Here is a 24,194-nt window from a genome sequence, read left to right on the forward strand (position 1 = left end):
GGTTCTTCGTCACCCGGCCACGGGCCGGGCGGCGTTCGGGCGGGCGCCCCGGTTCCCCTCGGGCCCGGGGCGCCCGTGCGGTCAGCGGCCGTTGCCGCGGCCCGGCCGGTACTCGGGCTGGGACTGGGGGTTGAACTCGTCCATCCGCACCTGCTCGGCCACCCGGAACCGGGGGTCCTCCAGTTTCAGGACGTCGAGCCCGCGGGTGATGTCGGAGGAGTAGACGTAGCCGTTGTAGTAGTAGGCCGACCAGGAACCGCCCAGGACGAGGTTGTCCTCGCTGATCGGGCCGCGGTCGAAGTGGCCGATCTCCCGGGGGTCGGCCGGGTCGTTGAAGTCGATCACCGAGACGCCGCCCTGGTACCAGGACTGCACGAAGTAGTCGCGTCCGGGGACGGGGATCAGCGAGCCGTTGTGCGCGACGCAGTTCTCGGTGTCGGCCTGGTGGCGGGGCAGCTTGTAGTAGCCCTCGAACTCCAGGTCGGGGGAGTCCTGGCCGCCGCCGATGGCGTAGATGGCGTTGGCGCCGCGCTCGGAGCCGATCTCCTCGTTGCAGGTGGCGCCGCCGCCTCCGCCGAGTTCGTCGGTGAACAGCACGGTCTCGCCGTTGTTGGTGAAGGTGGCCGAGTGCCAGAACGCGAAGTTGTCGTCCTGGACCACCTCGGTGACGACCGGCGCGGCCGGGTCGGAGATGTCCATCAGCACGCCGTCGCCCATGCAGGCGCCCGCGGCGATGTCGCGCTCGGCGTAGACGGTGATGTCGTGGCAGCCCGCGGTGCCGGTGTTGCCGCCGTCGGGGAAGAGCACCGGGGTGTCGATGACCTTGGCCTCGGACGGTTCGTCGACGGGGATCTCGATGACGGAGATCTTGTCGTGCGGCGGCTGGCAGTTCGGGAAGCGCTCCGAGGGCGAGTACGAGGAGACGTACACGTACTCGTGTTCGCCGTCCTTGCCCGGCACCAGGGTGTTGGTGTGCGAGCCGCAGTCGGTGCGCACCGCCGACACGTACTGGGGGTTGGCCTTGTCGGAGATGTCGAAGATCCGGATGCCCTCGAAGCCGTCCGGGTCGGTGGTCGGCACGGAGGGCGCGCCGCACTCGGTGCTCGCGCGCGGGTAGTCCACCGAGAAGTAGAGCAGGTCGCCGCTGACCGACACGTCGCCCTGTCCGCCCGGGCACAGGACCTCGGAGACGACCTGCGGCTCCTCCGGCTCGGAGATGTCGTAGATGACGAAGCCGTTGTAGTTGCCGCCGATGGCGTAGTCGCCGCTGAAGGCGAGGTCGGAGTTGAAGTCACTCATGGCCTCGGTCTTCGGGACGTTGGTCACATGGGTGATGTTGGCACTGGTGTCGGCGTCACTGGCGAACTCGTCGTCCGCCGAGGCCGAGGCCGGGCCGAGGAGCCCGACCATGAGCACCGCCGCTCCGGCGAGGGAGACTCCGGTCAGTCCGCGTCTGGCGCGCCGGGAGGTGGGGGTCGGGGGGGATGACGCCATCCTGTGTACTCCTGATTCTGATTGGAGCGAAACAGGAAGAAGGTACACAGTTCAACATCTATATGTATAGGGGGAGACAAAAGAAACCTTGTTCTTAACACGGTGTCCAGCTGGCCCGATTCGACTACACAAGGCGCCTAATCCGGGTGCCGCGCGGCGCACCGGAGGGCTCCGGCGCGCCGCGACCGACGGTTCAGCCGGAGGGCGTGGACGGCTGCGACTGCGGGTTGAACTCCTCCATCCGCACCTCCTCGGCCCCCGCCAGGCGGGAGTCGGTGAGCCGGAGCACGTCGAGCCCGCGCCTGATGTCGGAGGAGTAGACGTAGCCGTTGTAGTAGTAGGCCGACCACGAGCCCGCCGTCGTCAGGGCGTCGGGGTTCCAGGGTCCGCGGTCGAAGTGGCCGATCTCCCGGGGGTCGGCCGGGTCGTTGAGGTCGATCACCGAGACGCCGCCCTGGTACCAGGACTGCACGAAGTAGTCCTGGCCGGGCACCGGGATCAGCGAGCCGTTGTGCGCCACACAGTTCTCAGTTTCGGCCTGATGACGAGGCAGTTTGTAGTAGCTCCGAAATTCGAGCTTCGGTTCCGCCCCGCTCTGGTCCAGAGAGTAGACCGCGTTGGCTCCCCGTTCGGGCCCCGTCCCGGCGTCGCAGGTGGCCGCGTGCCCGCCGCCGAGCTCGTCGGTGAAGACCACGGTGCGGGCGTCGTTGGTGAAGGTCGCCGAGTGCCAGAACGCGAAGTTCTCGTCCTGGACCGCCTCGGTGACGACCGGGTTCACCGGGTCGGAGATGTCGAGCAGCAGTCCGTCCCCCAGGCAGGCCGCCGCGGCCAGGTTCCGCTCGGGGTAGGCGGTGATGTCGTGGCAGCCGGTGGTGGTCCCGTGGCCGCCGTCCGGCAGCAGCACCGGTTCGCTGACCACCCGGGCCGAGGCCGGGTCCGCCAGCGGAACCTCGACGACGGAGATCCTGTCGTGCGGCGGCTGGCAGTTGGGAAAGTCCTTCGAGGGCGAGTACGAGGAGACGTACACGTAGTCGCGCTCACCGTCCTCGCCCGGCACCAGCGTGTTGGTGTGCGAACCGCAGTCGGTGCGCACCGCCGACACGTACTGCGGGTTGGCCTTGTCGGAGATGTCGAAGATCCGGATCCCCTCGAAGCCGTCCGGGTCGGTGGCCGACACCGAGGGCGCGCCGCACTCGCTGCTGGCGCGCGGGTAGTCCACCGAGAGGTAGAGCAGGTCGCCGCTGACCGACACGTCGCCCTGACTCCCGGGGCACACGACCGTGGAGACCCGGCTCGGGTTCTCCGGATCGGAGATGTCGTAGACGACGAAGCCGTCGTAGTTGCCGCCGATCGCGTAGTCGCCGCTGAACGCCAGGTCGGAGTTGTAGGACGCGGTGCCGTCCAGCCCCTCCGGCCTGGGCAGGTTGGCCACGTGCACGACGCCCCCGCCGGTGCTCACCCCGTCGGCCCTGGCCCCGGGAACGGCCAGGAGGGCGGTGACCAGGAGGGGTGCCGTTCCGAGCGTCCCCCACCGCAGTCCGTTCGCGGGCCTTCGCGTCTCCGACACCACCGCACACCCCCCGGAAATACACAAAGCATCCAACTGACTACCATGGGTTTTACTCCTCCCCATTGGCAATAACCAGACGAAACGCCGAGAACGGACATCCAGCACTTCAGAAGGCCAAAAGCACGCAGAAACCCTCGGGGGTGAGAGGCGCCCCGGCACCGCGCCCGGTACCGCGAAGTCGAACGAGATGGCACCGACCCGGGTCCGGGACTGGACAGAACACCCGTCGAGTGAGTAAGAAAGCCCGCAGGACGTTGCCCCAGGGCACAGCGCCCGCCGGCACAGCGGCCCCGTCCGCACCCCACCCCATCGGAGGACACCTCGTGCGTCGCCTGGTACTCGCGGCCGGAACCGCTCTCGCCCTGCTCGGAGCCTCAGCCTGTACGGACGGGGGGGACGGGCAGGAGCAGGAGTCGGCCAACGTCATCGCCCCCGGCGCGCCCGGGGAGTCCTCCTCCCCCGCCACCGCCGACCAGATCGCCGCCCTCGCCGAGGAGCAGGGCCACAACGAGGCCGACGTCACCTACCTGGTGATGATGATCGAGCACCACTCGCAGGCCCTGGAGATGACCGACCTGGTACCCGAGCGCCACGAGCGCGAGGACATCGAGCTCATCGCCGACCGCATCGCCGACGCCCAGGGCCCGGAGATCACCGCCATGGAGAGCTGGCTGGAGGAGAACATCTTCGGTCCGGCCAGGGAGAACCCTGCGCACCAGAACTTCTGCGGGCTGGAGGGGGACGGCACCCACCACGACGAGAGCGGCGACGTGCCCGCCTGCGAGCTGGAGGTCGACCACGGCGACATGCCGGGCATGGCCACCGAGGAGGAGCTGGAGCGGCTGGCGGCGGCCGAGGGCGACGAGTTCGACCGCCTCTTCGTGGAACTGATGACCGCCCACCACGAGGGCGCGGTCACCATGGCCGAGGAGGTGCTGGCCGAGGGCAAGGACCAGACGGTGATGCGCATGGCCAACGACGTGATCGCCGAGCAGAAGGCCGACATCGCGCGCATGGAGCAGGCGCTGGAGGAGTAGGCACGGCGGTACCCGCGCGTCCGCCCCGGCGGGGACGGATCACGGCCCCGGACACACGCGAGGGGGCGCCCCGGTCGGGGCGCCCCCTCGCGTGTGCCGGACCTCGTCCCGCGGGCGGCCTGGCCGCCGGGGAGCGGGGCACGGGCCCGGGGAAGGCACCGCCGGACCCGTCGCAGGCGCGGAGACCCGGTGCGCGGGGTCCGGGAGGGACGCAGCTAGGCGGACTTCTCCTGGCGGGCCCGGCGCAGCTGGGCACGCGGGACGATGGTGGGGTTGACGTTGTCGATCACGGTCTCCCGCGTAATGATCACCTGCCCCACATCCTCACGAGAAGGCACCTCATACATCACCGACAACAACACCTCCTCGATAATCGCCCGCAAACCACGCGCACCCGTACCCCGAATAATCCCCTGCTCAGCAATCGCGTTCAAAGCATCCGGCGTGAACTCCAACTCCACACCATCCAACTCGAACAACCGCTGATACTGCTTCACCAACGCGTTCCGCGGCTCCGTCAAAATCCGAATCAACGCCTCACGATCCAGATCATGCACACTCGTGATCACCGGCAACCGACCCACGAACTCCGGAATCATCCCGAACTTCAACAGATCCTCCGGCATCACCTCACCGAACAACGCCGAACCACCCAGCTCACCCTTGGGACGCAACACCGCGTTGAACCCCATCCCCTGCTGACCCGTCCGCGACTCAATCAACTTCTCCAACCCCGCGAACGCACCACCACAGATGAACAACACATTCGTCGTGTCGATCTGAATGAACTCCTGATGCGGATGCTTCCGACCCCCCTGCGGAGGCACACTCGCCGTCGTCCCCTCCAAGATCTTCAACAACGCCTGCTGCACCCCCTCACCCGACACATCCCGAGTGATCGAGGGATTCTCGCTCTTACGCGCGACCTTGTCGACCTCGTCGATGTAGATGATCCCCGTCTCGGCCTTCTTCACGTCATAGTCAGCCGCCTGGATCAACTTGAGCAGGATGTTCTCCACATCCTCCCCCACATACCCCGCCTCCGTCAGCGCCGTCGCGTCCGCGATCGCGAACGGCACGTTCAGAATCCGCGCCAGAGTCTGCGCCAACAACGTCTTGCCCGACCCCGTCGGCCCCAACAGCAAGATGTTGGACTTGGCGATCTCCACATCCTCCTCGCCCGGACGATCCCCCTCCGAACGCACCCGCTTGTAGTGGTTGTACACCGCCACCGACAACGCCTTCTTGGCCTGCTCCTGACCGATCACGTACGAGTCCAGGAACTCGTAGATCTCACGGGGCTTGGGCAACGAGTCCCAGGTGAGCTCGGTGGCGTCGGCGAGTTCCTCTTCGATGATCTCGTTGCACAGATCAATGCACTCATCGCAGATGTACACGCCGGGGCCGGCGATGAGCTTCTTCACCTGCTTCTGGCTCTTGCCGCAGAACGAGCACTTCAACAGGTCCCCGCCGTCGCCGATGCGTGCCACCCAGCCACTCCTCAAAACTAAGGCCGCCCCGTCGGTGCCGCTCGCGCGGGCAACCGCCCGGAAGTCGAAAATCTTCCGTGACCGTCCACAGCGGTGGTCACGGACGAGGCGATCTGTGTGTCGCTCTCCGTCAGACTAAGCGAAAAACCGGACCGGCTTCACCACCGGGCTCCCCCAGGCGGGTCATGGGCCGGTCCGGCCTGCGCTTCACCTTCGCCCGGACGTCCTGCCCGGCGCCGCGTCCGCGCGCCCGGTCAGGCCGTCCGGCTGTGCCGCGGCCCTGCGTCAGGACTTCAGGGAGGCCTTGCGGTAGGGCAGCACGAAGTCGATGATGCCGTAGTCCTTGGCCTCCTCGGCGGTCAGGATCTTGTCCCGCTCGATGTCCTTGGAGACCTGCTCGACGGAGCGCCCGGTGTGGCGGGCCAGGGTGGTCTCCAGCTGCGTACGGATACGGGTGATCTCGTTCGCCTGGATCTCGATGTCGCTGGCCTGGCCGTGCATGCCCTCGGTCGCGGGCTGGTGGATCAGGATGCGGGCGTTGGGCAGCGCGCCGCGCTTGCCCTCCGTCCCGCCCGCGAGCAGGATCGCGGCGGCCGAGGCGGCCTGGCCGATGCACACCGTCTGGATGTCGGGGCGGACGAACTGCATCGTGTCGTAGATCGCCATGAGGGAGGTGAAGGAGCCTCCCGGCGAGTTGATGTACATCTGGATGTCCCGCTCGGAGTCGAGCTGCTCCAGGGTGATGAGCTGGGCCATCAGGTCGTTGGCCGACGTGTCGTCGATCTGGACGCCGACGAAGATGATCCGCTCCTCGAAGAGCTTGTTGTACGGATTCATCTCCTTGACGCCGTAGGACGTCCGCTCCACGTAGGACGGCAGGACGTAGCGACCCTGGGGGGCCATCGAGGCCGCGCCGCCGATGAGACTGGGGTTGAACTCGGTCATTTCACGCCTTCCACGCACTGCGCCGTTCCTGGGATGAGGTCCGACGGATCAACTCTGGGTTCGGCCCTGGGTCACGTCGAGGGTCCCTTCGAGGACCTCGTCGATGAAGCCGTACTCCTTGGACTCCTTGGCCGTGAACCAGCGGTCGCGGTCGGCGTCCTTCTCGATCTGCTCGACCGTCTGGCCCGTGTGCTCGGAGATCTTCTCGATGAACATCTTCTTCACGTAGAGCAGCTGGTCGGCCAGGATGCGGATGTCGGAGGCGGTACCACCGATGCCGCCGGACGGCTGGTGCATCATGACGCGGGTGTGCGGCAGCGCGTAGCGCTTGCCCGGCGCTCCGGCGCACAGGAGCATCTGGCCCATGGACGCGGCCATGCCGATACCCACGGTGCGCACGTCGTTGGGGATGTACTGCATGACGTCGTAGATCGCCATGCCCGCGGTCACGGAACCGCCGGGCGAGTTGATGTACATGGTGATGTCGCGCTGGCGGTCCTCCGCGGACAGCAGCAGCAGCTCACCCACCAGGCGGTTGGCGATCTCGTCGTCGACCTGCTGGCCGAGGAAGACGATTCGCTGGCGCAACAGGCGCTGAGGCGTCTGCTCAAGCAAAGGGGAAATCTGCGTCTCCGACGTACGGGCGTCGAAACGCGGGGACTCTTCAAAGGTCGACGGCACTCTCGTCACCTGCTCCGGAATCGAAACGGTTGCGATACAGCGACACTAACGCCGTGCGGCACCGCGCTCGTCCGGTTCGCGCCCCTGTTCGCTTTGAGCGCAGGGTGGCACGATCTCCGTACAGGGCGTTCTTCCACAGGCGAACACGACGCGGGCCCCGCCCGACCCGGAGGGGTCGGACGGGGCCCGTACGCGCGAAGCCTGGGGCTGCTCGGGGCCTACTTGGCCTCGTCGGCCTTCGTCTCCTCGGCCTTGGCCTCGTCGGCCTTGGCCTCGTCGGCCGCGTCCGCGGTGTCGGCCTCGGCGTCGTCCTCGACGGCCTCCAGGGCCTCACCCGCGGCGACGGCGGCGGCCTTGGCGGCCTCCTCCTCGGCGGTCTCCTGCTCGACGACGTTGCCGTCCTCGTCGGTGATCCGGGCGCCGGCCAGGACCAGGTCCATGGCCTTGCCGCGGACGACCTCGGTGAAGGCGACGCGGATCTGGTTGGACTCGACCAGGTGCTGGGCCAGCTGGTCCGGGCTCACGCCCATGCGCTGGGCCTGCTCGAAGACGTACTGGCTGAGCTCGCCCTGGTCGGCGCTCAGGTCCTCCTGGATGGCCAGCTGGTCGAGGATGAACCCGGCCTTGACCGCGGAGCGGGCGCCGGTGGTCAGCTCCTCGTCGAACTCCTCCTCGGTCTTCTCCTGCGACTCGAGGTAGGCCTCCTTGGTGAGGCCGCTCTGCGCGAGCTGCTGCTCCAGGCTCTGGCGGCGGCGGGTGATCTCCTCCTCGACGACCGACTCGGGCAGCGGGATGTCGACGGAGTCGATCAGCTGCTCCAGGGCCTTGTCGCGGGCGGCGGAGAGCTGCTGGAGGCGGCGGACCTCGCCCATGCGGTTGCGCACGTCCGCGCGCAGCTCCTCGATGGTGTCGAACTCCGAGGCCAGCTGGGCGAACTCGTCGTCCAGCTCGGGCAGCTCCTTGACCTTCACGCTGTGCACGGTGACGGTGACGTCCGCCTCCCGGCCCTCGTGCTCACCGCCGACGAGGGTGGTGGAGAAGGTGGCCTCGCCGCCGGCCTCCATGCCGCGCAGGGTCTCGTCGAGGCCCTCCAGCATGGTGTTGGTGCCGACCTCGTAGGAGTAGCCGCTGACCGCGACGTCCTCGAGCTTCTCACCGTCGACGGCGGCGGACAGGTCGATGGACAGGTGGTCGCCGTCCTCGACGGGGCGGTCCACGCCCACCAGGGTGGAGAAGCGCTCGCGCAGGGTGCCGATCTGCTCGTCGACCTGCTCGTCGGTCACCTCGGCGCTGTCGACGGTGACCTCGATGCCCTTGTAGTCCTCGACCTCGAACTTGGGGCGGACGTCGACCTCGGCCGTGAAGGCGAGCTCGTCGTTGTCCTCCAGCTTGGTGACCTCCACGTCGGGCTGGCCGAGCGCGAAGAGCTCCTCCTTCTGGATGGCTTCGTTGTAGAGCTCCGGAACGGCGTGGTTGACCGCTTCGCTGATCACCGCGCCGCGGCCGACGTAACGGTCGATCAGCCGCGCCGGCGCCTTGCCGGGGCGGAAGCCCTTGATCCGGACCTGCTTGGCGAGCGACTTGTAGGTCACGTCGAAAGCGTGATCGAGCTCCTCGAAGGGCACCTCGATGGTCAGCTTGACCCGGGTGGGGCTCAGCTCCTCGACATCGGTCTTCACGGGGCGGTACTCCTAGGTTTGCCGGCTGGTGTCCGCGTCGGCCCGCAGGCGCACCACACACAACGGCGAAAGGCACGCGCGCACCCCCGGGGTCTTGACGACCGCATCCAGCTGGGGTGCCCTGCGACGGGCTGGGACTTACAGTTTCCTGCTGATCGCACCAAGTCTAGGGCAGATAGACAGGGGGCCACGGCGCGCGGCCGGAGCCGCTGCCACGGTGGTTTCGTCGGGGTGGCGGGATTCGAACCCGCGGCCTCATGCTCCCAAAGCATGCGCGCTAACCAAGCTGCGCTACACCCCGTGTGCCGAACCAAGGATGGCACTCCTGAAAGGTGTGTGCGACCACGGCTCCGGAGACTGTAGTCTTGTCCCCGTCGGCTCCACGAGTCTAGAGGACACTCGAAGTCTCCGGTGCCACGCGGGCGTAGTTCAATGGTAGAACACCAGCCTTCCAAGCTGGCCATGCGAGTTCGATTCTCGTCGCCCGCTCCGCTCGGGGCGAGCTGTGCACTCACGTGCCAGCTCGCTTCGCCATTTCCCCCCGGGGGACGACCCCCGAACCCCCGCACCACACTCGGGACGAACTGCGCACTCAAGCACCAGCCCGCTTCGCCATTCCCCCCGGGGCCAACTCCTCCTCCTTGCCCTCCCCACTCTCCCTCCTTCATTCGCGATTTCGGACATTTCCGGCATTCCATCGAGTGGATTCTCCGGTGATGTAGCTCACATTCGCGGGCCACTCCCCCACACCGAAGGCGAACCGTGTTCGGTCGGTGCGCCCCGAGAAGGAATACCCGTCCCGAACGGATACGTTGACCTTTCGGGCGAGCCCGCGGGCGCGATCGGATCCGGGCGCCCTCAGGCCTGCCGAACGGGTGGTGGAATGACGGACACGGAAGCGACGCAGGGACCCGGCACCGCGCTGAGCGCCCACTGGTTCGAGCGTCCCGACCCCCTGGTACGACCGGCGGTCGTCACCGGGGCCTTCGACGTCCTGCACGTCGGACACGTCCGCTTCCTCCGCTCCATCGCCGACCGGGGGCTGCCCCTGGTGGTGGGCGTGGAGTCCGACGCGCGCGTGCGCGCCTGGAAGGGCCCGGGACGCCCCGTGAACCCTGCGGAGGAGCGCGCCGAGACCGTGGCCGCCCTGGCCTGCGTCACCGGCGCGTTCGTCATCGAGGGACCGCCCGAGGTCGCCGACTGGGTCTCCTACGCCGAGGTACTGCGCCCCCTGGCGCCCGCCGCCCTGGCCTACACCGCCGGGGACCGCTACACCCAGGCCAAGATCCGCGGCGCCGACGCGCTCGGCGCGCAGGCCTGGGAGCTGCCCTTCACCCCCGGCCGGTCCACCACCGCGGCCCTGGGCCGCCTCGCCCACTCCCTCTAGTACCGACAGGACCTCCCCGGCCCGTCGCGACGGCTCGCGGCTCCACCCGCCCCGTGACGCGTGCGGGCCCCTCCACGTGCCCGCAGGCGGCCTGGGAAGCGGTGCACACGCACCGGTGTTGACGCTTGCGTGGCGAATAGGCAAGCAGAACGAGGCTGTTCATGACAATGATGTCCGGCAGGCCCTCCTACAGGGCCCTGGTCAACGACGGGAGCGCGAAGGGGCAGTCACTGCCCCCCGGAATCACCCGACGCATCATCTCCTACGCCCGCCCGCACTGGCGGGTGATCCTGTGTTTCCTGTTGGTGACGACGGTCGGCGCCGGGATCGTGGTCGCCAACCCGCTCCTGCTCAAGGCCATCATCGACCGCGGCATCCTGACCGGGAACACCGCGCTGGTGGTGTGGCTGGCGCTCGCCGCGGCGGGGCTGGCGGTGCTGGAGAGCGGACTGACCCTGCTCGGCAGGTGGCTGTCCTCCCGGATCGGCGAGGGGGTCATCTACCAGCTGCGCACGCAGGTGTTCACCCACGTCCAGCGGATGCCGGTGGCCTTCTTCACGCGTACGCAGACGGGGTCGCTGATCAGCCGTCTGAACACGGACGTGGTGGGCGCGCAGCGGGCGATCACCTCCGTCCTGCAGTCGGTGGTGTCCAACGTGGTGAGCGCGACCGCGGTGATCGTGACGATGATCGCCCTGTCGTGGCAGGTGACGCTGATCGCGCTGGCCCTGATTCCGCTGTTCGTGGTCCCCGCCAAGGTGATCGGGCGACGGCTGGCGCACATCTCCCGCGACGCGATGGACACCAACGCGGACATGAGCTCGCTGATGACCGAGCGGTTCAACGTCGGCGGGGCGATGCTGGTCAAGCTGTACGGACGCCCCGAGGAGGAGTCGGCGGGGTTCGCCCGGCGCGCGAGCCGGGTCCGGGACCTGGGCGTGCGCCAGGCGGTGTTCGGCTCGCTGCTGTTCAGCATGCTGGGCCTGATCACGGCGCTGGCCATGGCGATGGTCTACGGGGTCGGCGGCGTGCTGGCGATCGGCGGGGCCTTCGAGGTGGGCACGCTGGTGGCGCTGACCACCCTGCTCGCCCGCCTGTACGGGCCGGTGACGACGCTGTCCAACGTGCACGTGGAGATCATGACCGCGCTGGTCTCCTTCGACCGGGTCTTCGAGGTGCTGGACCTGGAACCGGGCATCAGGGAGAGCCCCGACGCACGGAACCTGCCCGGGGAGCGTCTGGGCGTGGAGTTCGACAACGTGTCGTTCCGCTACCCGGCGGCGAAGGAGTCGTCGGTGGCGTCGCTGGAGCTGACGCCGCAGGCGTCGGTGGACGAGGACACCCAGGTGCTGAGCGGGGTGTCGTTCCGGGCGGAGCCGGGGACGATGGTGGCCCTGGTGGGGCCGTCCGGAGCGGGCAAGACGACGCTGACGCACCTGGTGTCGCGCCTGTACGACCCGACCGAGGGCCGGGTGCTCGTCGGCGGGCTGGACCTGCGCGAGGTGACCGGCGACTCGCTGCGCGAGGCGATCGGCGTGGTCACCCAGGACGCGCAGCTGTTCCACGACACCGTGGGGGCGAACCTGCGGTACGCCCGGCCGGAGGCGACCGACGCCGAGCTGGAGGAGGTGCTGCGGATGGCGCGGCTGGGCACCCTCCTGGACCAGCTGCCCAACGGGCTGGACACGATGGTCGGCGACCGCGGGTACCGGCTGTCGGGCGGTGAGAAGCAGCGGCTGGCGATCGCGCGTCTGCTGCTGAAGGCGCCGTCGGTGGTGGTGCTGGACGAGGCGACGGCCCACCTGGACTCCGGGTCCGAGGCGGCAGTGCAGGAGGCGCTGTCCGTGGCGCTGGAGGGCCGGACCTCGCTGGTGATCGCGCACCGGCTGGCGACGGTGCGCGAGGCGGACCAGATCCTGGTGCTGGAGGACGGCCGGATCCTGGAGCGCGGCACGCACGACGAGCTGCTGGTCCAGGGCGGGCTGTACACGGCGCTGTACCGGACCCAGTTCGCTCCGCAGAGCCGGTAGCGCCCGTGCCGGGGACCGACCCTGTGGGACGGTTTCCGGCGCGTCCGGGCGGCCGCCTGCCGGGAGCCTCTCCGGCGCCGGGGCGCGGGGCCTCCGGGGACCTGGGGTCAGTCCCCGCCGGACTTGCCGCCCTTCTCGGACTTCTTGTCCTTGGCTTTCTCGGCCTTCTTGGCTTTCTTGTCGTCCTTCTTGGACTTCTTGCCCTTCTTGGACTTCTCGTCCTTCTTCTTCCCGCCGTCCTTGCCCGGGCGGGCGGCGGCCTCGCGCCTGTCCTTCTTGCGCTCCTTCTTGGCCGCCTTGGAGTGCTTGGGCTTCTTGCGCTTCTTCGGCTTCTTGGCGTCCTTGGAGGTCACGTGGTCGGCCAGGACGGCGGGCAGCGGGGCGATACCGGGCCCGCCCTCGAAGATCCAGTCGTCGACGGCCTCGACCAGCTTGTCCTCGGTGACCTCCCCCAGCCACACCGGACGGCCTCCGGCGGCCCGCCCCGCCGAGGACGGCTGGACGACCACCACGTTGGCCTGGAAGCAGATGCCCAGGCACTTGCTGGTGCGGACGGGAACGCTGCGGCCGGAGTGGTCGTCGATGGCCCTGAGGCGGGCGAGCTGGGCCTTGTGGTCCACCCCGGGGACCTTCTTCTTGGTACCGCAGCAGCAGCCCCGGCACACCGTGAGCTGGCAGGGACGTCCTTGGGCCGTGTCCACTCTTCTCCCTTCACGCTCCCGTCGAGCCCCAGGAACCGTTAGGTTCGCCTTACCTCATCAGCGTAATCCGTGTCCGGAACCGTCTGACCAGCGGGTACGCCCTCGGGCTCGATGTCCTCCACCGGCGCGCCCCCGTGGCCGGGTCCGGCGACCACCACGGGGCGCCAGGTCTCGGGCAGTCCCGCGCCGCCGTCCCCGCCGTTCCACCCCGGCGCCCACACGAACGGCAGGCCGGCGGCGAACACAGGCCCCGGGCGGTCCATGAGCTGCATCCGCACCTGGGGCTCGGTGCAGGCACCGGAGTTCCCGCAGCGAGCCACCGTCTGACCCGCCCGGACGCGGTCGCCGCGGCGGACCGCGAGCGATCCGCGCTCCAGGTGGCCCAGAAGTACGTAGGCGCCGCCCACGTCGATCACCAGGTGGTTGCCGAGCAGCCCGGCCGGGCCGCGCAGCTCCCGCAGCGTGTTCTCCACGACCGAGCCGAACAGCCAGGGCCAGGAGTTGCGGCTGCGGTGGTCGCGCTGGCTCCCGTGCGCGGTCACCACCGTCCCGTCGGCGGGCGCGTGGACGGGTTGGCCGAAGGCCGGGAAGTCGCCCGGCGGACGGCTGAGCGGCCGCCAGCCGATGTCGGGGCGGGCGCCCGCGCCGGGTTCGGCGACCAGACCGAGCGCGTGGGTCTGCCCGTAGGCGTGGCTGCCCTGGCTCGGCACGCTGTCCACGGGGCTGGTGAGCGCCATCCACCTGCCCCGCACGGGCGGCTCCAGCACCCGGGGCTCGCACCGCACGGCGCCCAGTCGCAGGTACACGGCCAGCGCGGCGGCGAACAGGACGCCTCCCACCCACCAGGAGAGGCCGAGGTAACCGGCGAGGAGGGCGAGGGTGGCCGTCCACATCAGCGGCATGCGAACCCTGGCGAGCAGCAGCGGCCAGCGGGGGACGGGGCGGCCGGAGGGGTACGGGGAGCGGCGCGGGGCGGGTGAGGGCATCCCTCATTGTGGACGCCCCGCCCGCCCCGCGCGAAGACGGGCCGCGTTACCTCGGGTTCTCCCCGTCCCGGCGGATCTCCCCGTCCGGCCGGGTCCGCTCGTTCTCCCGAGCGCGCTTGCGCAGGTACTCCGTCGCGGCTCCGGCGCCCCGGTCGATCCTGTCGTCGTGGGCGCCGCCGGTGGCCTTCTTGGCCGCTCTGGCGGCCTTGCCGACCAGGCCCTGGGCGTGTTCGGCGTTGTCGTCGACGGCCTTCTTCAGCCGTTTGAACGCATCTCCGGTACCGGACATGTAATCCTCCCTCGATCCGTCCTGCCCTGTCGCGATACCCGGTTCCCGCCCCGTTCATGCCGGTGGGGCGTTCGGGGCGGGGCTGAAGACCAGGTCAAAGACCCAGGACCACGGTGGCGATGGAGAAGTAGATGAGCAGGCCCGTGGCGTCCACGATGGTGGTCACCATCGGAGAGGACACCACCGCCGGGTCCACGCCCACCTTGCGGGCGAGCAGCGGCATGGACGAGCCGATGGCCGCCGCCCACGTGCACACCGCGATCACCGAGCACGCCACCACCACGGCGACGTCCACGCCCACCAGCAGGGAGCCGATGCCCAGGGCCAGCACGGCCAGGAGGAGTCCCAGCAGCAGACCGACCCGGGCCTCCTTCCAGATCACCGAGGGCAGGTCGCGCACCCGGACCTCGCCCACGGCCAGGGCGCGCACGATCGCGGTGGCCGACTGGGCGCCGACGTTGCCGCCCGTGCCGATGAGCATCGGCACGAACAGGGCCAGGGCGGTGACCGCCTCCAGGGCCGACTCGAAGGCCTGCATCACGTTGACCGTGAGCGTGGCCGCCACGATGAGCAGCATCAGCCACACCGAGCGCGCGCCGACCAGGCGCAGCACCCCGACGGACACGTAGTGCTCGCCGACCGGGCTCGCACCGGACTGGAGGGCCATGTCCTCGGAGTCGGCGGCCTCGATGACCTCCAGGGCGTCGTCGAAGGTCAGCAGACCCACGAAGCGCTCCTCGGAGTCCACCACCGCCAGGGCGACCAGGTTGGCCTCCTGCATCAGGCGGGCGGCGTCCTCGACCGGTTCCGCGGCGCGCACGCGCGGCGCGAACACGTCCACGATGTCCTTGATCAGCCGTTCGTCGTCGCTGACCACGAGGTCGCCCAGCGTCACCGTCCCGACCATGCGGCGGCCGTCGCTGACCACCGGCAGGGTGTAGATGGTCTCGGCGTCGGCCCCCCGCGCGCGCACGACCTCCAGGGCGCGGCCCACCGTGAGGTCGCGGTGCAGGATGACCGTCTCGGGGGTCATGTACCGGCCGACGGAGTCCTCGGGGTAGCCCAGCAGGGCGGCGGTCATCCTGCGTTCGGCGGGGCTGAGCCCGGCCAGGGCACGGGTGGCGATCTTGGCTGGCGCCTCGCCGATCAGACGGGCCCGGTCGTCCGGGTCCATCTCCTCGAGGATCTCGTGGAAGGCCGTGTCGCGGAGCCCGAGCAGGATGGACTGCTGCTGGCCGGGGTCGAGCTCCTCGAAGACCTCCAGCTCGCGGTCCTTGTCCAGGAGCCGGAAGGGGATGATCGCCTCACTGCCGTCCATCCGGGAGAGTTCGTCGGCGATCTCGTAGGGCCTGTGTTCGGCCAACCAGAGCCGGATACCGGTCAGGTCGTTGTTCTCGACCAGATCGATCAGTTCTTCAGCGCGCTCGCCTTCTGACATGCGAAGCACCCCCTCGCATTCTTCTGCGCCCGGTGGGAAGCACCACGGGCGGCACCGGATCCTGGGAAAAGCGGTGGGCCGGTGGTTCCACGGCCCCGCTCCGGTCCCGTTGTCACTGGTGTGGTGAACCGTGCGTCGGATGGGTCTTCCGGGGGCGGAAAGGGCGGGCACGGTGATCCGGGGACGTGTACGGTCTGACCGCCGTACGCGGGACGGGGAGCACCCCGACCCTACCCGTCGAGGCGGTCCAAGAGCACACCGGACGCCTCACCAGCGCGCCAGAGGCCGCCCGGCGGGTCAGTCCCGCCAGAGGACGACCAGGGCGCAGTCGTCGTTCTTGTCCCTGCTGAGGGTGTCCACGATCTCGTCCGCCCCGGTGGCGAAACCGCGCGGGACGAGCTGCTCGGCCGCGCCGAGGAGGCGGTCGATTCCGGCGTCGAGGTCCTCGCCCGGGGTCTCGATGAGGCCGTCGGTGCAGAGCATGATGGCGTCGCCGGGCCGGAGTCTGCCCTCGACGGAGGTGTAGGTCATCTCGGGGATGACGCCGAGGACCACGCCCTTGGCCTCGGTGGTGCTCCACAGCCCGCCGCCGCTGTCGTAGTGCAGCGCGGGCGGGTGTCCGGCGGAGGCGATCTGGTACTCGCCGGTGTCCAGGTCCACGCTCAGGTGCACGGCGGTGACGAAGCCCTCGCCGCCGCTGTTACGCATGAGGTAGTCGTTGCAGTGGGCCAGGAAGTCGCGGGTGGGGACGGCCCCGATCAGCCCGCTGAAGGCGCCGGAGAGCAGCAGGGCCCGGGTTCCGGCGTCCACTCCCTTACCGGAGACGTCCACGACGGCCACGTCCAGCCGGTTCTCCCTGCGGATGGAGACGACGAAGTCGCCGCCGAAGGACGAGCCGCCCGCCTGGCGCAGGACCGCGGTGCGCCCCCAGCCCTCGGGCAGCCGGGGCAGCTTGCCCTGGCGGCGCAGGCGGTCGCGCAGGTCCAGCAGCATCATCTCGCCGCTGAGGCCCTGGACGCCGAGGCGCTCGCGCACCCCGGACAGCAGGTAGGACAGCACCGCGGTGACGCCGATGGTGACCAGCAGGCCGGGGCCCACCTGGCCGAAGTCGAGCATGAAGGCGACGAAGACCAGGACGGCGGCGACCACGGCCAGCAGGAAGGCCAGGCTCTTGCGCTTGAGGAGGAGGCCGCCCGCGAGGACGGTGAGGATGGTGGAACTGGGCGGGAACCAGCCGGTGGGACCCCACACGGCACCGACGCCGATGCCGACGGCCAGGGCGACGAGGGTGATCAGGACGAGCCGGTAACGGAACAGCACCTTGCGCCGGAGCACCGCGACGAGCCGCTGCGCGGTGGAGCGCAGTAGCCGGGTGGTCTTGGCGGTCGGTGTGGGCTTCATGTGTCCCCTGCGTTGCACACCCGCTCACCAGCGGGGGTTCGGTTCTCGGACGGCACGGTCGGGATGGGCGCGGGAGCCGCGTCGCCGCCGGGGGCCGGCGTACGGGGCTGTGTGGGGCACGCCCTGGCCGTGGTTGCCGGAGGTGCCGACCGGAGGGCACCGCCGCGCCGCGGGCAGCGAGGCCCGCAACTGTGCACGAACTGTAGCGCGGGGGGTGTCGCCGTGGCACGTGCAACCAGCAGTGTTCTCCACCCAAACCGAGGATTTGGGTTCAGCCGATAACCGAGCGTGTGGATTCGGGCATCGTTCCGGCGTCCGAAAACCGTTCCGTAAGCCGGGTGTTCATCCCTCTCGGACACTCCCGAGCGGTCGGGCTCCCCGCCGCCGATCGGGTCCGCGCCCCGTCGGCGCGGTCCGCTTCCAGGATCCCACGGTGCCGCGGCCCGGACCGGGGACTCTCGCCCTTCCGGTCCGCGCCGGAGGCCGCCGCGCGCGTACGGACGCCCCCGCGCGCGGCCTTCGGGCCCTCGGGGAGCGGTCCACGGGGTTCTGGAGGCGGCGGAGGTGGGGCTGCGAACAGGACTGCGCCGCGGGCGACCGTTGAGGGTGGTGGGCCCCGGTACGGGCCGTCTCACCGGAGACACCACCGCGCCCGCCGCGGCCCCGTTCCCGCGTCGAAGGGCGCCCGGACGGGGAGGGTACCGCGCGTGGCGGCGGTCGAAGGCGGTGGCCCGCCCCGCCGCGAAGCGCCCCGGAGGGCGGTGACGGACGACGGGCGGGCCGAAGCGAAGCGGAGGTCCCCGGAACCCCGTCTAGGGGAGCGGGGGCAGCTCGCCGGTCTCCTCGTAGGCCGTCAGCATCGCGATGCGGCGGGTGTGCCGTTCCTCGTCGCTGTACGGGGTGGTGAGGAAGACCTCCACGAACCGGGTGGCCTCCTGCGCGGAGTGCATCCTGGCGCCGAGGCTGAGCACGTTGGCGTCGTTGTGCTCACGCGCCAGGCGGGCGGTGTCCTCGCTCCAGGCCAGGGCCGCGCGCACGCCCCTGACCTTGTTCGCGGCGATCTGCTCGCCGTTGCCGGAGCCGCCGATGACGACGCCCAGGGAGCCCTTGTCGGAGGCGGCGCCCTCGGCCGCGCGCAGCACGAAGGGCGGGTAGTCGTCCGCGGCGTCGTAGGCGGCGGGCCCGGCGTCGACGACGTCGTGGCCCTGCTCCCTCAGCCAGGAGACGAGGTGTTCTTTGAGCTCGTAGCCCGCATGATCTGATCCAAGGTAAACACGCACGGGTCCAGTCTGGCAGGTCACGGCGGTGACAAGCGCAGCGCCCCGCTCGCTGGGGCGAGGCGGGGCGCGGTGGTACTCGTGTCCCTCAGATGGAGCCGGAGGCCGCAGCGGCGACGCTCAGCCCGAGGACAGCGAAGAGGGCCATCGAGCCGATGGCGATCACGTTGTAGAGGACGATCGCCTTGAGGTCCTTGCCGAGAGGACCTGCCTTGGAGACCGCGGGCTTCTTGCTCAACTTCCACCTCGTTAGGGTTCGACCAGGGATATCCCGTCGGAAATTTTTCCACACCGCACAACGTGGTTCCCACCGGGGCCGATTCCACGCGGGGGGCCGCGGGGGCCGTGAGTCCGCGCACACCCGTCGGCGGGTGCGCGCCACCGGTTCGCGCGCCGGGCTCCGCGGGGCCCGGCGCACGCCCGGCGTCACAGCTGGATGGCCTTGACCTCGCAGAACTCCTCCAGGCCGTGGGCGCCCCACTCACGGCCGTTGCCGGAGCGCTTGTAGCCGCCGAAGGGGGCGCGGGGGTTGAGGGCGCCGCCGTTGACCTCCACCTGTCCGGCCCGCAGGCGCCGGGCGACGGCCAGGCCGCGCTCGGGGTCGCCGGACCACACCGCGGCGTTGAGCCCGTACACGGTGTCGTTGGCGATGGCGACCGCCTCCTCCTCCGTGTCGTAGGGGATCAGCACCAGCACGGGGCCGAAGATCTCCTCCTGGGCGACGCGCATGTCGTTGCTCACGTCGGCGAAGACTGTGGGGTTGACGTAGTAGCCGTTCGGGCGGCCCTGGACCGGTTCGGGGCCGCCGGTGACCAGGCGGGCGCCCTCCTCCACTCCGAGCGCGAGGTAGGAGCGGACCCGCTCCAGCTGGTCGGCGGAGACCAGCGGGCCCATGCGGGTGGCCTCGTCCGCGGGGTCGCCGGGCGCGTACTTGGCCGCGGACTCGGCGGCCAGGGCGACGGCCTCCTCATAGGAGTCGCGGTGCACCAGCATGCGGGTGAGCGCGTTGCAGCTCTGCCCGGTGTTGCGCATGACGTCGGCGACGCCGCGCTTGACCGCCTTGACCAGGTCGGCGTCGGGCAGGATGACGTTGGGGGACTTGCCACCCAGCTCCAGGGCGACCTTCTTGACGGTCTCCGCGGCGACCTGGCTGACCCGGGTCCCGGCGCGCGTGGAGCCGGTGAAGGACACCATGTCCACGCGGGGGTGGGCGGCGATGGCCTCGCCCACGACCGGGCCGGTGCCCGAGACCAGGTTGAACACGCCCGCGGGCAGGCCCGCCTCGTGGAACACCTCGGTGAGGGCGTAGGCGCTGAGCGGGGCGACCTCGCTGGGCTTGAGGACGACGGTGTTGCCCGCCAGGAGGGCGGGGACGACCTTGAGCACGATCTGGTGGAGCGGGTAGTTCCACGGGGTGATGGCGCCGACCACGCCGACGGGCTCGCGCACGATGAGCGAGTTGCCCACCCGCTCGCCGCCGAAGTAGCGCTCGCCGCTCTCCTCGACCAGGTCGATGTAGGTCTGGAACATGCGGGCGGGCAGGCCCGCCTGGACCTTGCGTGCGAACACCGCGGGGGCACCCATGTCCCGGGTGAGCTCCGCGGCGATGTCGTCGATGCGGGTGTTGAACAGCTCCAGGGCCTTGGCCAGGTGGGTGACGCGCTGCCCGGGTGTGAGCGCGGACCAGGCGGGCAGGGCCGCCGCTGCCGCCGCGACCGCGGCGTCGACGTCCTCGGCGGCCCCGGCCGGAACGGTGTCGATGACCTGCTCGGTCGCCGGGTTGACCACGTCCAGTGCCTCGCTGGAGGCGGAGTCGCGCCAGGCGCCGTCGATGTAGAGGGATCGCATGGCCCCACTGTCGCAGAACGCGATTCGGGTTGGCCAGCCCGGGGCTCCGGGCCGGTGCTTTCCCCGATACCGGGATCCCGCGCGGCCCCCGTGGAAGGCACCGGACCGGCCCCGGTACGGGTCCCCGGACGGGCCCGGGGACCGACCGCGGGACCGGTCGCCCGCCGGATCAGTCCCAGTGCGGGGGGCGCTCCGCAAGGAGGCGCGCGGTGGAGTCGTCGTCGGAGTCGCCCCAGCCGGGGCCCCTCTCGTCGCCGGTGGTGTCGGGCAGGATGTCGAGATCGTCGAGGAAGTCGACCCTGCGCTCGTCGTCGGGTCCGGACACGGTCCCCCGCCCCCCTTCGCGTTCGTCGCGGCGGGCCCCCGCCCGCCGCCGGTGTTCGCCTCCAGTGTGCACCCCCGCGGGCTCGGCGCGGCCGTCCGCCCCGCCGGACCGGGGCGGGGGCCCCGGCGGACACGGGTCAGTCGAAGATGGGGTCCCGGGTGCGGGTCCGCTTGAGTTCGAAGAACCCGTCGGTCCCGGCGACCAGGAGCACGCCGTCCCAGAGCCTGCCGGCCGCCTCGCCGCGCGGGATCGGCGTGACGACCGGTCCGAAGAAGGCGGTGTCGGCGACCTGGACCACGGGGGTGCCCACGTCCTCGCCGACCAGCTTCATCGCCTCGGCGTGCGAGGCGCGCAGGGCCTGGTCGTAGTCGGTGGACGCGCCCGCCTCGGACAGGTCCTCGGGCAGTCCGGCCTCGGCCAGCGCCGCGCGGATCGTGTCCGTGGTGCGCGGTTCGCCGCCGTTGTGGAAACGGGTGCCCAGGGCCGTGTACAGGCCGCCCAGGACCTCGGGACCGAAGCGCTGTTCGGCGGCGACGCACACCCGCACCGCCTCCCAGGACCCGTCGATGCTCGCGCGGTAGTCCTCGGGCAGGTCGCGTCCCTCGTTGAGCACGCCCAGGCTCATCACGTGCCAGCGCACGCGGACCGGCCGGACCTTCTCCACCTCGATGAGCCAGCGCGAGGTGATCCAGGCCCACGGGCAGGCGGGGTCGAACCACATGTCCGCGTGGACGGTCTCCTGCCCGTCACCGGGGTCGAAGGTCTGCGTCATCGCTGCTCCTCGGATCGCGAAAAGGTGTGCACACTTCACGTCGTAGGAGTGCAACCCCGGTTATCGGTTGCGCATTCCGTCCCGGCGCGTGGCAGGATCGGGTCGAGTGGAAGACGACCTCCGGCCCCGACGACGCTCCACCCCAGGCGGCGGACTCGCCGTGGTCGGCAATGATCCGGCCGGCGACGACGGCGGCCGTGGAGGGAGCGTGGCGTGGCAGGGAACCTGACACGGGACGAGGCTCGTGAGCGTGCGCGGATTCTCAGCGTCGACTCCTACGCCGTGGAGCTGGACCTGACCACCGGTGCCGAGACCTTCAGGTCCACCACCGTGATCCGGTTCTCCAGCTCGGAGCCCGGGGCGCGAACGTTCGTCGAGCTGGCCGCCCCCGCGATCCGCACGGCGACGCTGAACGGAGCCGAGCTGGACGCGGCCGAGCTGTTCGACGGCGAGCGCCTCGTCCTCCCCGAGGTGGCCGCGGACAACGAGCTGACGGTCGTCGCCGACGCCGTGTACATGCGCACCGGAGAGGGCCTGCACCGGTTCGTGGACCCGGTCGACGACTCGGTGTACCTGTACACCCAGTTCGAGACGGCCGACGCGCACCGCATGTTCGCGTGCTTCGACCAGCCCGACCTGAAGGCGACCTTCGAGCTGACGGTGTTCGCTCCCCCCTCGTGGGAGGTCGTGTCCAACAGCGCGCCCGACGTGGAGCGCGAGGCCGCGGGCGAGGAGCGGGTGCGCTGGCACTTCCCGGCCACGCCGGTGATGTCCACCTACATCACCGCGCTGATCGCGGGCCCGTACCACGTGGTGCGCGACGAGCACGACGGCATCCCGCTGGGGCTGTACTGCCGCGCCTCGCTGGCCGAGCACCTGGACTCCGACGCCCTGTTCGAGGTCACCAAGCAGGGCTTCGACTTCTTCCACGGCCTGTTCGACCTGCGCTACCCGTTCGGCAAGTACGACCAGCTGTTCGTGCCCGAGTTCAACGCGGGCGCCATGGAGAACGCGGGCGCGGTCACGTTCCTGGAGGACTACGTCTTCCGTTCGAGGGTCACCGACGCCCGTTACGAGCGCCGCGCCGAGACGATCCTGCACGAGATGGCGCACATGTGGTTCGGTGACCTGGTCACCATGCGCTGGTGGGACGACCTGTGGCTGAACGAGTCGTTCGCGACCTACGCCAGCGTGTACTGCCAGGCCAACGCCACCAAGTGGACCGACGCCTGGACGACGTTCGCGAACGTGGAGAAGAGCTGGGCGCTGCGCCAGGACCAGCTGCCCTCCACCCACCCGGTCGCCGCCGACATGGTCGACATCCAGGCGGTCGAGGTCAACTTCGACGGCATCACCTACGCCAAGGGCGCCTCGGTGCTCAAGCAGCTCGCGGCGTACGTGGGCGTGGACGCGTTCTTCGCGGGCGTGCGCGCCTACTTCAAGGAGAACGCGTTCGGCAACACCGAGCTGCGTGACCTGCTCAAGCACCTGGAGGCCGCCTCGGGCCGCGACCTGTCGGGCTGGTCGCGCGACTGGCTGGAGACCACGGGCGTCAACACGATGCGCCCGGAGTTCGAGGTGGACGCCGAGGGCCGCTTCACCTCGTTCACCGTGCTCCAGGAGGCCCCGGCCGACCACCCGACGCTGCGCTCGCACCGCCTGGCGATCGGCCTGTACGACCGCACCGACGAGGGCGTCGTGCGCCGCGAGCGCGTGGAGCTGGACGTGCGCGGCGAGCGCACCGAGGTGCCGGAGCTGGTCGGCCGGGTCCGGCCGGACCTGGTCCTGATCAACGACGACGACCTGACCTTCACCAAGGTCCGCCTGGACGAGCGCTCCCTGCGCACCGTGGTGGAGGGCGTCGGCGAGATCCGCGAGTCCCTGCCCCGCGCGCTGGCCTTCGGCGCCGCCTGGGACATGACCCGCGACGGCGAGATGGCCGCCCGCGACTACGTCTCCCTGGTCATCTCCGGGATCAGCGGCGTGGACGACGTCATGGTCGCCCAGACCCTGCTGCGCCAGGCCAACTCGGCTCTGCACATGTACGCCGACCCGGCGTGGCGCCCGTTCGGCTTCGAGCAGCTCTCCGAGCGGCTGCGCGAGCTGCTGACCGCGGCCGAGCCGGGCGGCGACCTGCAGCTGGCCTACGCCAACGCGCTGGCCGCCTCGGCGGCGAGCGACGCCCACCTGTCCCTGCTCCAGGGCCTGCTGGACGGCGCGATCACCGTGGACGGGCTGGTCGTGGACACCGACCTGCGGTGGACGCTGCTGCGCCGCCTGGTCGCGACGGGCAAGGCCGGGGAGGCGGAGATCGCCGCCGAGCTGGAGCGCGACGCCACCGCGGCCGGGCAGCGCAACGCCGCCGGGGCCCGCGCCGCCATCCCCACCGCCGAGGCCAAGGCCGCGGCGTGGGAGCGGATCGTGGGCGAGGAGCTCGCCAACGCCGAGTTCCGCGCGGTCCTGCTGGGCTTCACCGAGCCGGGCCAGGCCGAGCTGTACCGGCCGTACGTGGAGAGGTACTTCGCGCAGCTGGGCCCGGCCTGGGAGAAGTGGACGGGCGAGTTCGCGCAGACCTTCGCCGAGGTGGTGTACCCGAGCGGTCTGGTGGAGGAGGCGACGCTGGAGCGCACGGACGCCTACATCGCCGAGTCCGACCCGGCCCCGGCGCTGCGCCGCCTGCTGGTCGAGGGCCGCGCGGGGGTGGAGCGGGCCCTGCGCGCCCGGGCCACCGACATCGCCGCGGGCGAGCGTCAGGAGTAGGAAGGGGCCGCGCGCCCGCCCCGCCTGCGACGGCGGAGCGGGCGCGCGCGTGTTCGGCCCGGCCGCCCTCCCCGCCGTGACCCG

General features: G+C 70.4%; 20 protein-coding genes and 2 tRNA genes. 5 read left to right on the forward strand and 17 right to left on the reverse strand.

From position 1 onward, the window contains the following. Positions 1-81: 81 nt before the first annotated feature. Complete coding sequence (locus UIS43_RS10625; RefSeq protein WP_071622535.1) at positions 82-1,494, reverse strand: hypothetical protein; 1,413 nt, start codon at positions 1,492-1,494, stop codon at positions 82-84. A 193-nt stretch (positions 1,495-1,687) separates the two neighbouring features. Continuing rightward, positions 1,688-3,064: an LVIVD repeat-containing protein gene (locus UIS43_RS10630; RefSeq protein ID WP_013154407.1), complete on the reverse strand. Its 1,377-nt coding sequence runs from the start codon at positions 3,062-3,064 to the stop codon at positions 1,688-1,690. A gap of 323 nt (positions 3,065-3,387) precedes the next feature. On the opposite strand from UIS43_RS10630, the gene UIS43_RS10635 reads away from it, so the two are divergent. Next, the gene (locus UIS43_RS10635; protein ID WP_117199653.1) at positions 3,388-4,101 is read left to right on the forward strand and encodes a DUF305 domain-containing protein; all 714 of its coding nucleotides are present in this window, start codon (positions 3,388-3,390) and stop codon (positions 4,099-4,101) included. Between the two features lie 215 nt (positions 4,102-4,316). On the opposite strand, the gene clpX is transcribed toward UIS43_RS10635, so the two are convergent. The 5 genes from clpX to UIS43_RS10660 form a co-directional block, all read right to left on the reverse strand. Then, positions 4,317-5,591, reverse strand: coding sequence for an ATP-dependent Clp protease ATP-binding subunit ClpX (gene clpX, locus UIS43_RS10640; protein ID WP_013154409.1), 1,275 nt, complete (start codon positions 5,589-5,591; stop codon positions 4,317-4,319). A 285-nt stretch (positions 5,592-5,876) separates the two neighbouring features. Then, positions 5,877-6,536 carry an ATP-dependent Clp protease proteolytic subunit gene (locus UIS43_RS10645; RefSeq protein ID WP_013154410.1) on the reverse strand — a complete coding sequence of 220 codons (660 nt, stop codon included), beginning with the start codon at positions 6,534-6,536 and terminating at the stop codon, positions 5,877-5,879. 48 nt (positions 6,537-6,584) lie between these two features. Next, positions 6,585-7,217, reverse strand: a complete 633-nt coding sequence (locus UIS43_RS10650) for a ClpP family protease (RefSeq protein WP_013154411.1) — start codon at positions 7,215-7,217, stop codon at positions 6,585-6,587. Positions 7,218-7,435: 218 nt separating this feature from the next. Beyond that, entirely contained in the window at positions 7,436-8,896 is a 1,461-nt protein-coding gene (tig, locus tag UIS43_RS10655; protein WP_117197850.1) for a trigger factor, read from the reverse strand. Between the two features lie 226 nt (positions 8,897-9,122). Further along, a tRNA-Pro gene (locus UIS43_RS10660) sits at positions 9,123-9,197 on the reverse strand. 117 nt (positions 9,198-9,314) lie between these two features. Between UIS43_RS10660 and UIS43_RS10665 the strand changes: the two genes are divergently transcribed. The 3 genes from UIS43_RS10665 to UIS43_RS10675 all read left to right on the forward strand — a co-directional run bounded on the left by UIS43_RS10665 (position 9,315) and on the right by UIS43_RS10675 (position 12,313). Further along, positions 9,315-9,385, forward strand: a tRNA-Gly gene (locus UIS43_RS10665). A gap of 394 nt (positions 9,386-9,779) precedes the next feature. After that, on the forward strand, positions 9,780-10,283 hold the full coding sequence (locus tag UIS43_RS10670) for an adenylyltransferase/cytidyltransferase family protein (RefSeq protein WP_358170939.1): 504 nt from the start codon (positions 9,780-9,782) through the stop codon (positions 10,281-10,283). A 167-nt stretch (positions 10,284-10,450) separates the two neighbouring features. Then, a complete protein-coding gene (locus tag UIS43_RS10675; RefSeq protein ID WP_370013244.1) occupies positions 10,451-12,313 on the forward strand; it encodes an ABC transporter ATP-binding protein in 1,863 nt (620 codons plus the stop codon). A gap of 107 nt (positions 12,314-12,420) precedes the next feature. Here UIS43_RS10675 and UIS43_RS10680 read toward each other — a convergent pair whose 3' ends face one another. From UIS43_RS10680 to UIS43_RS10725, 10 genes are all read right to left on the reverse strand, one after another. Continuing rightward, the gene (locus UIS43_RS10680; RefSeq protein ID WP_117198025.1) at positions 12,421-13,014 is read right to left on the reverse strand and encodes a (2Fe-2S) ferredoxin domain-containing protein; all 594 of its coding nucleotides are present in this window, start codon (positions 13,012-13,014) and stop codon (positions 12,421-12,423) included. Between the two features lie 38 nt (positions 13,015-13,052). After that, positions 13,053-14,000 carry a M23 family metallopeptidase gene (locus UIS43_RS10685; RefSeq protein WP_358170937.1) on the reverse strand — a complete coding sequence of 316 codons (948 nt, stop codon included), beginning with the start codon at positions 13,998-14,000 and terminating at the stop codon, positions 13,053-13,055. Between the two features lie 46 nt (positions 14,001-14,046). Next, positions 14,047-14,289 (reverse strand): Rv0909 family putative TA system antitoxin, encoded by a 243-nt coding sequence (locus tag UIS43_RS10690; protein ID WP_013154417.1) that lies wholly within the window; start codon positions 14,287-14,289, stop codon positions 14,047-14,049. Positions 14,290-14,383: 94 nt separating this feature from the next. Beyond that, the gene (mgtE, locus tag UIS43_RS10695) at positions 14,384-15,727 is read right to left on the reverse strand and encodes a magnesium transporter (RefSeq protein WP_013154418.1); all 1,344 of its coding nucleotides are present in this window, start codon (positions 15,725-15,727) and stop codon (positions 14,384-14,386) included. A gap of 297 nt (positions 15,728-16,024) precedes the next feature. Then, positions 16,025-17,128 carry a PP2C family protein-serine/threonine phosphatase gene (locus tag UIS43_RS10700; RefSeq protein ID WP_013154419.1) on the reverse strand — a complete coding sequence of 368 codons (1,104 nt, stop codon included), beginning with the start codon at positions 17,126-17,128 and terminating at the stop codon, positions 16,025-16,027. Positions 17,129-17,940: 812 nt separating this feature from the next. After that, complete coding sequence (locus UIS43_RS10705; RefSeq protein WP_013154420.1) at positions 17,941-18,408, reverse strand: ribose-5-phosphate isomerase; 468 nt, start codon at positions 18,406-18,408, stop codon at positions 17,941-17,943. An 85-nt stretch (positions 18,409-18,493) separates the two neighbouring features. Beyond that, positions 18,494-18,643 (reverse strand): hypothetical protein, encoded by a 150-nt coding sequence (locus UIS43_RS10710; RefSeq protein WP_013154421.1) that lies wholly within the window; start codon positions 18,641-18,643, stop codon positions 18,494-18,496. Positions 18,644-18,831: 188 nt separating this feature from the next. Next, on the reverse strand, positions 18,832-20,253 hold the full coding sequence (locus UIS43_RS10715) for an aldehyde dehydrogenase family protein (protein WP_174546770.1): 1,422 nt from the start codon (positions 20,251-20,253) through the stop codon (positions 18,832-18,834). Between the two features lie 169 nt (positions 20,254-20,422). Next, a complete protein-coding gene (locus tag UIS43_RS10720) occupies positions 20,423-20,578 on the reverse strand; it encodes a hypothetical protein (protein WP_013154423.1) in 156 nt (51 codons plus the stop codon). 136 nt (positions 20,579-20,714) lie between these two features. Continuing rightward, a complete protein-coding gene (locus tag UIS43_RS10725) occupies positions 20,715-21,350 on the reverse strand; it encodes a DsbA family protein (RefSeq protein ID WP_094804257.1) in 636 nt (211 codons plus the stop codon). Between the two features lie 213 nt (positions 21,351-21,563). Between UIS43_RS10725 and pepN the strand changes: the two genes are divergently transcribed. Then, positions 21,564-24,110, forward strand: coding sequence for an aminopeptidase N (gene pepN / locus UIS43_RS10730; protein ID WP_013154425.1), 2,547 nt, complete (start codon positions 21,564-21,566; stop codon positions 24,108-24,110). Positions 24,111-24,194 lie beyond the last annotated feature (84 nt).

The organism is Nocardiopsis sp. LDBS0036, from assembly GCF_041228755.1.
Lineage (GTDB): Bacteria > Actinomycetota > Actinomycetes > Streptosporangiales > Streptosporangiaceae > Nocardiopsis > Nocardiopsis dassonvillei.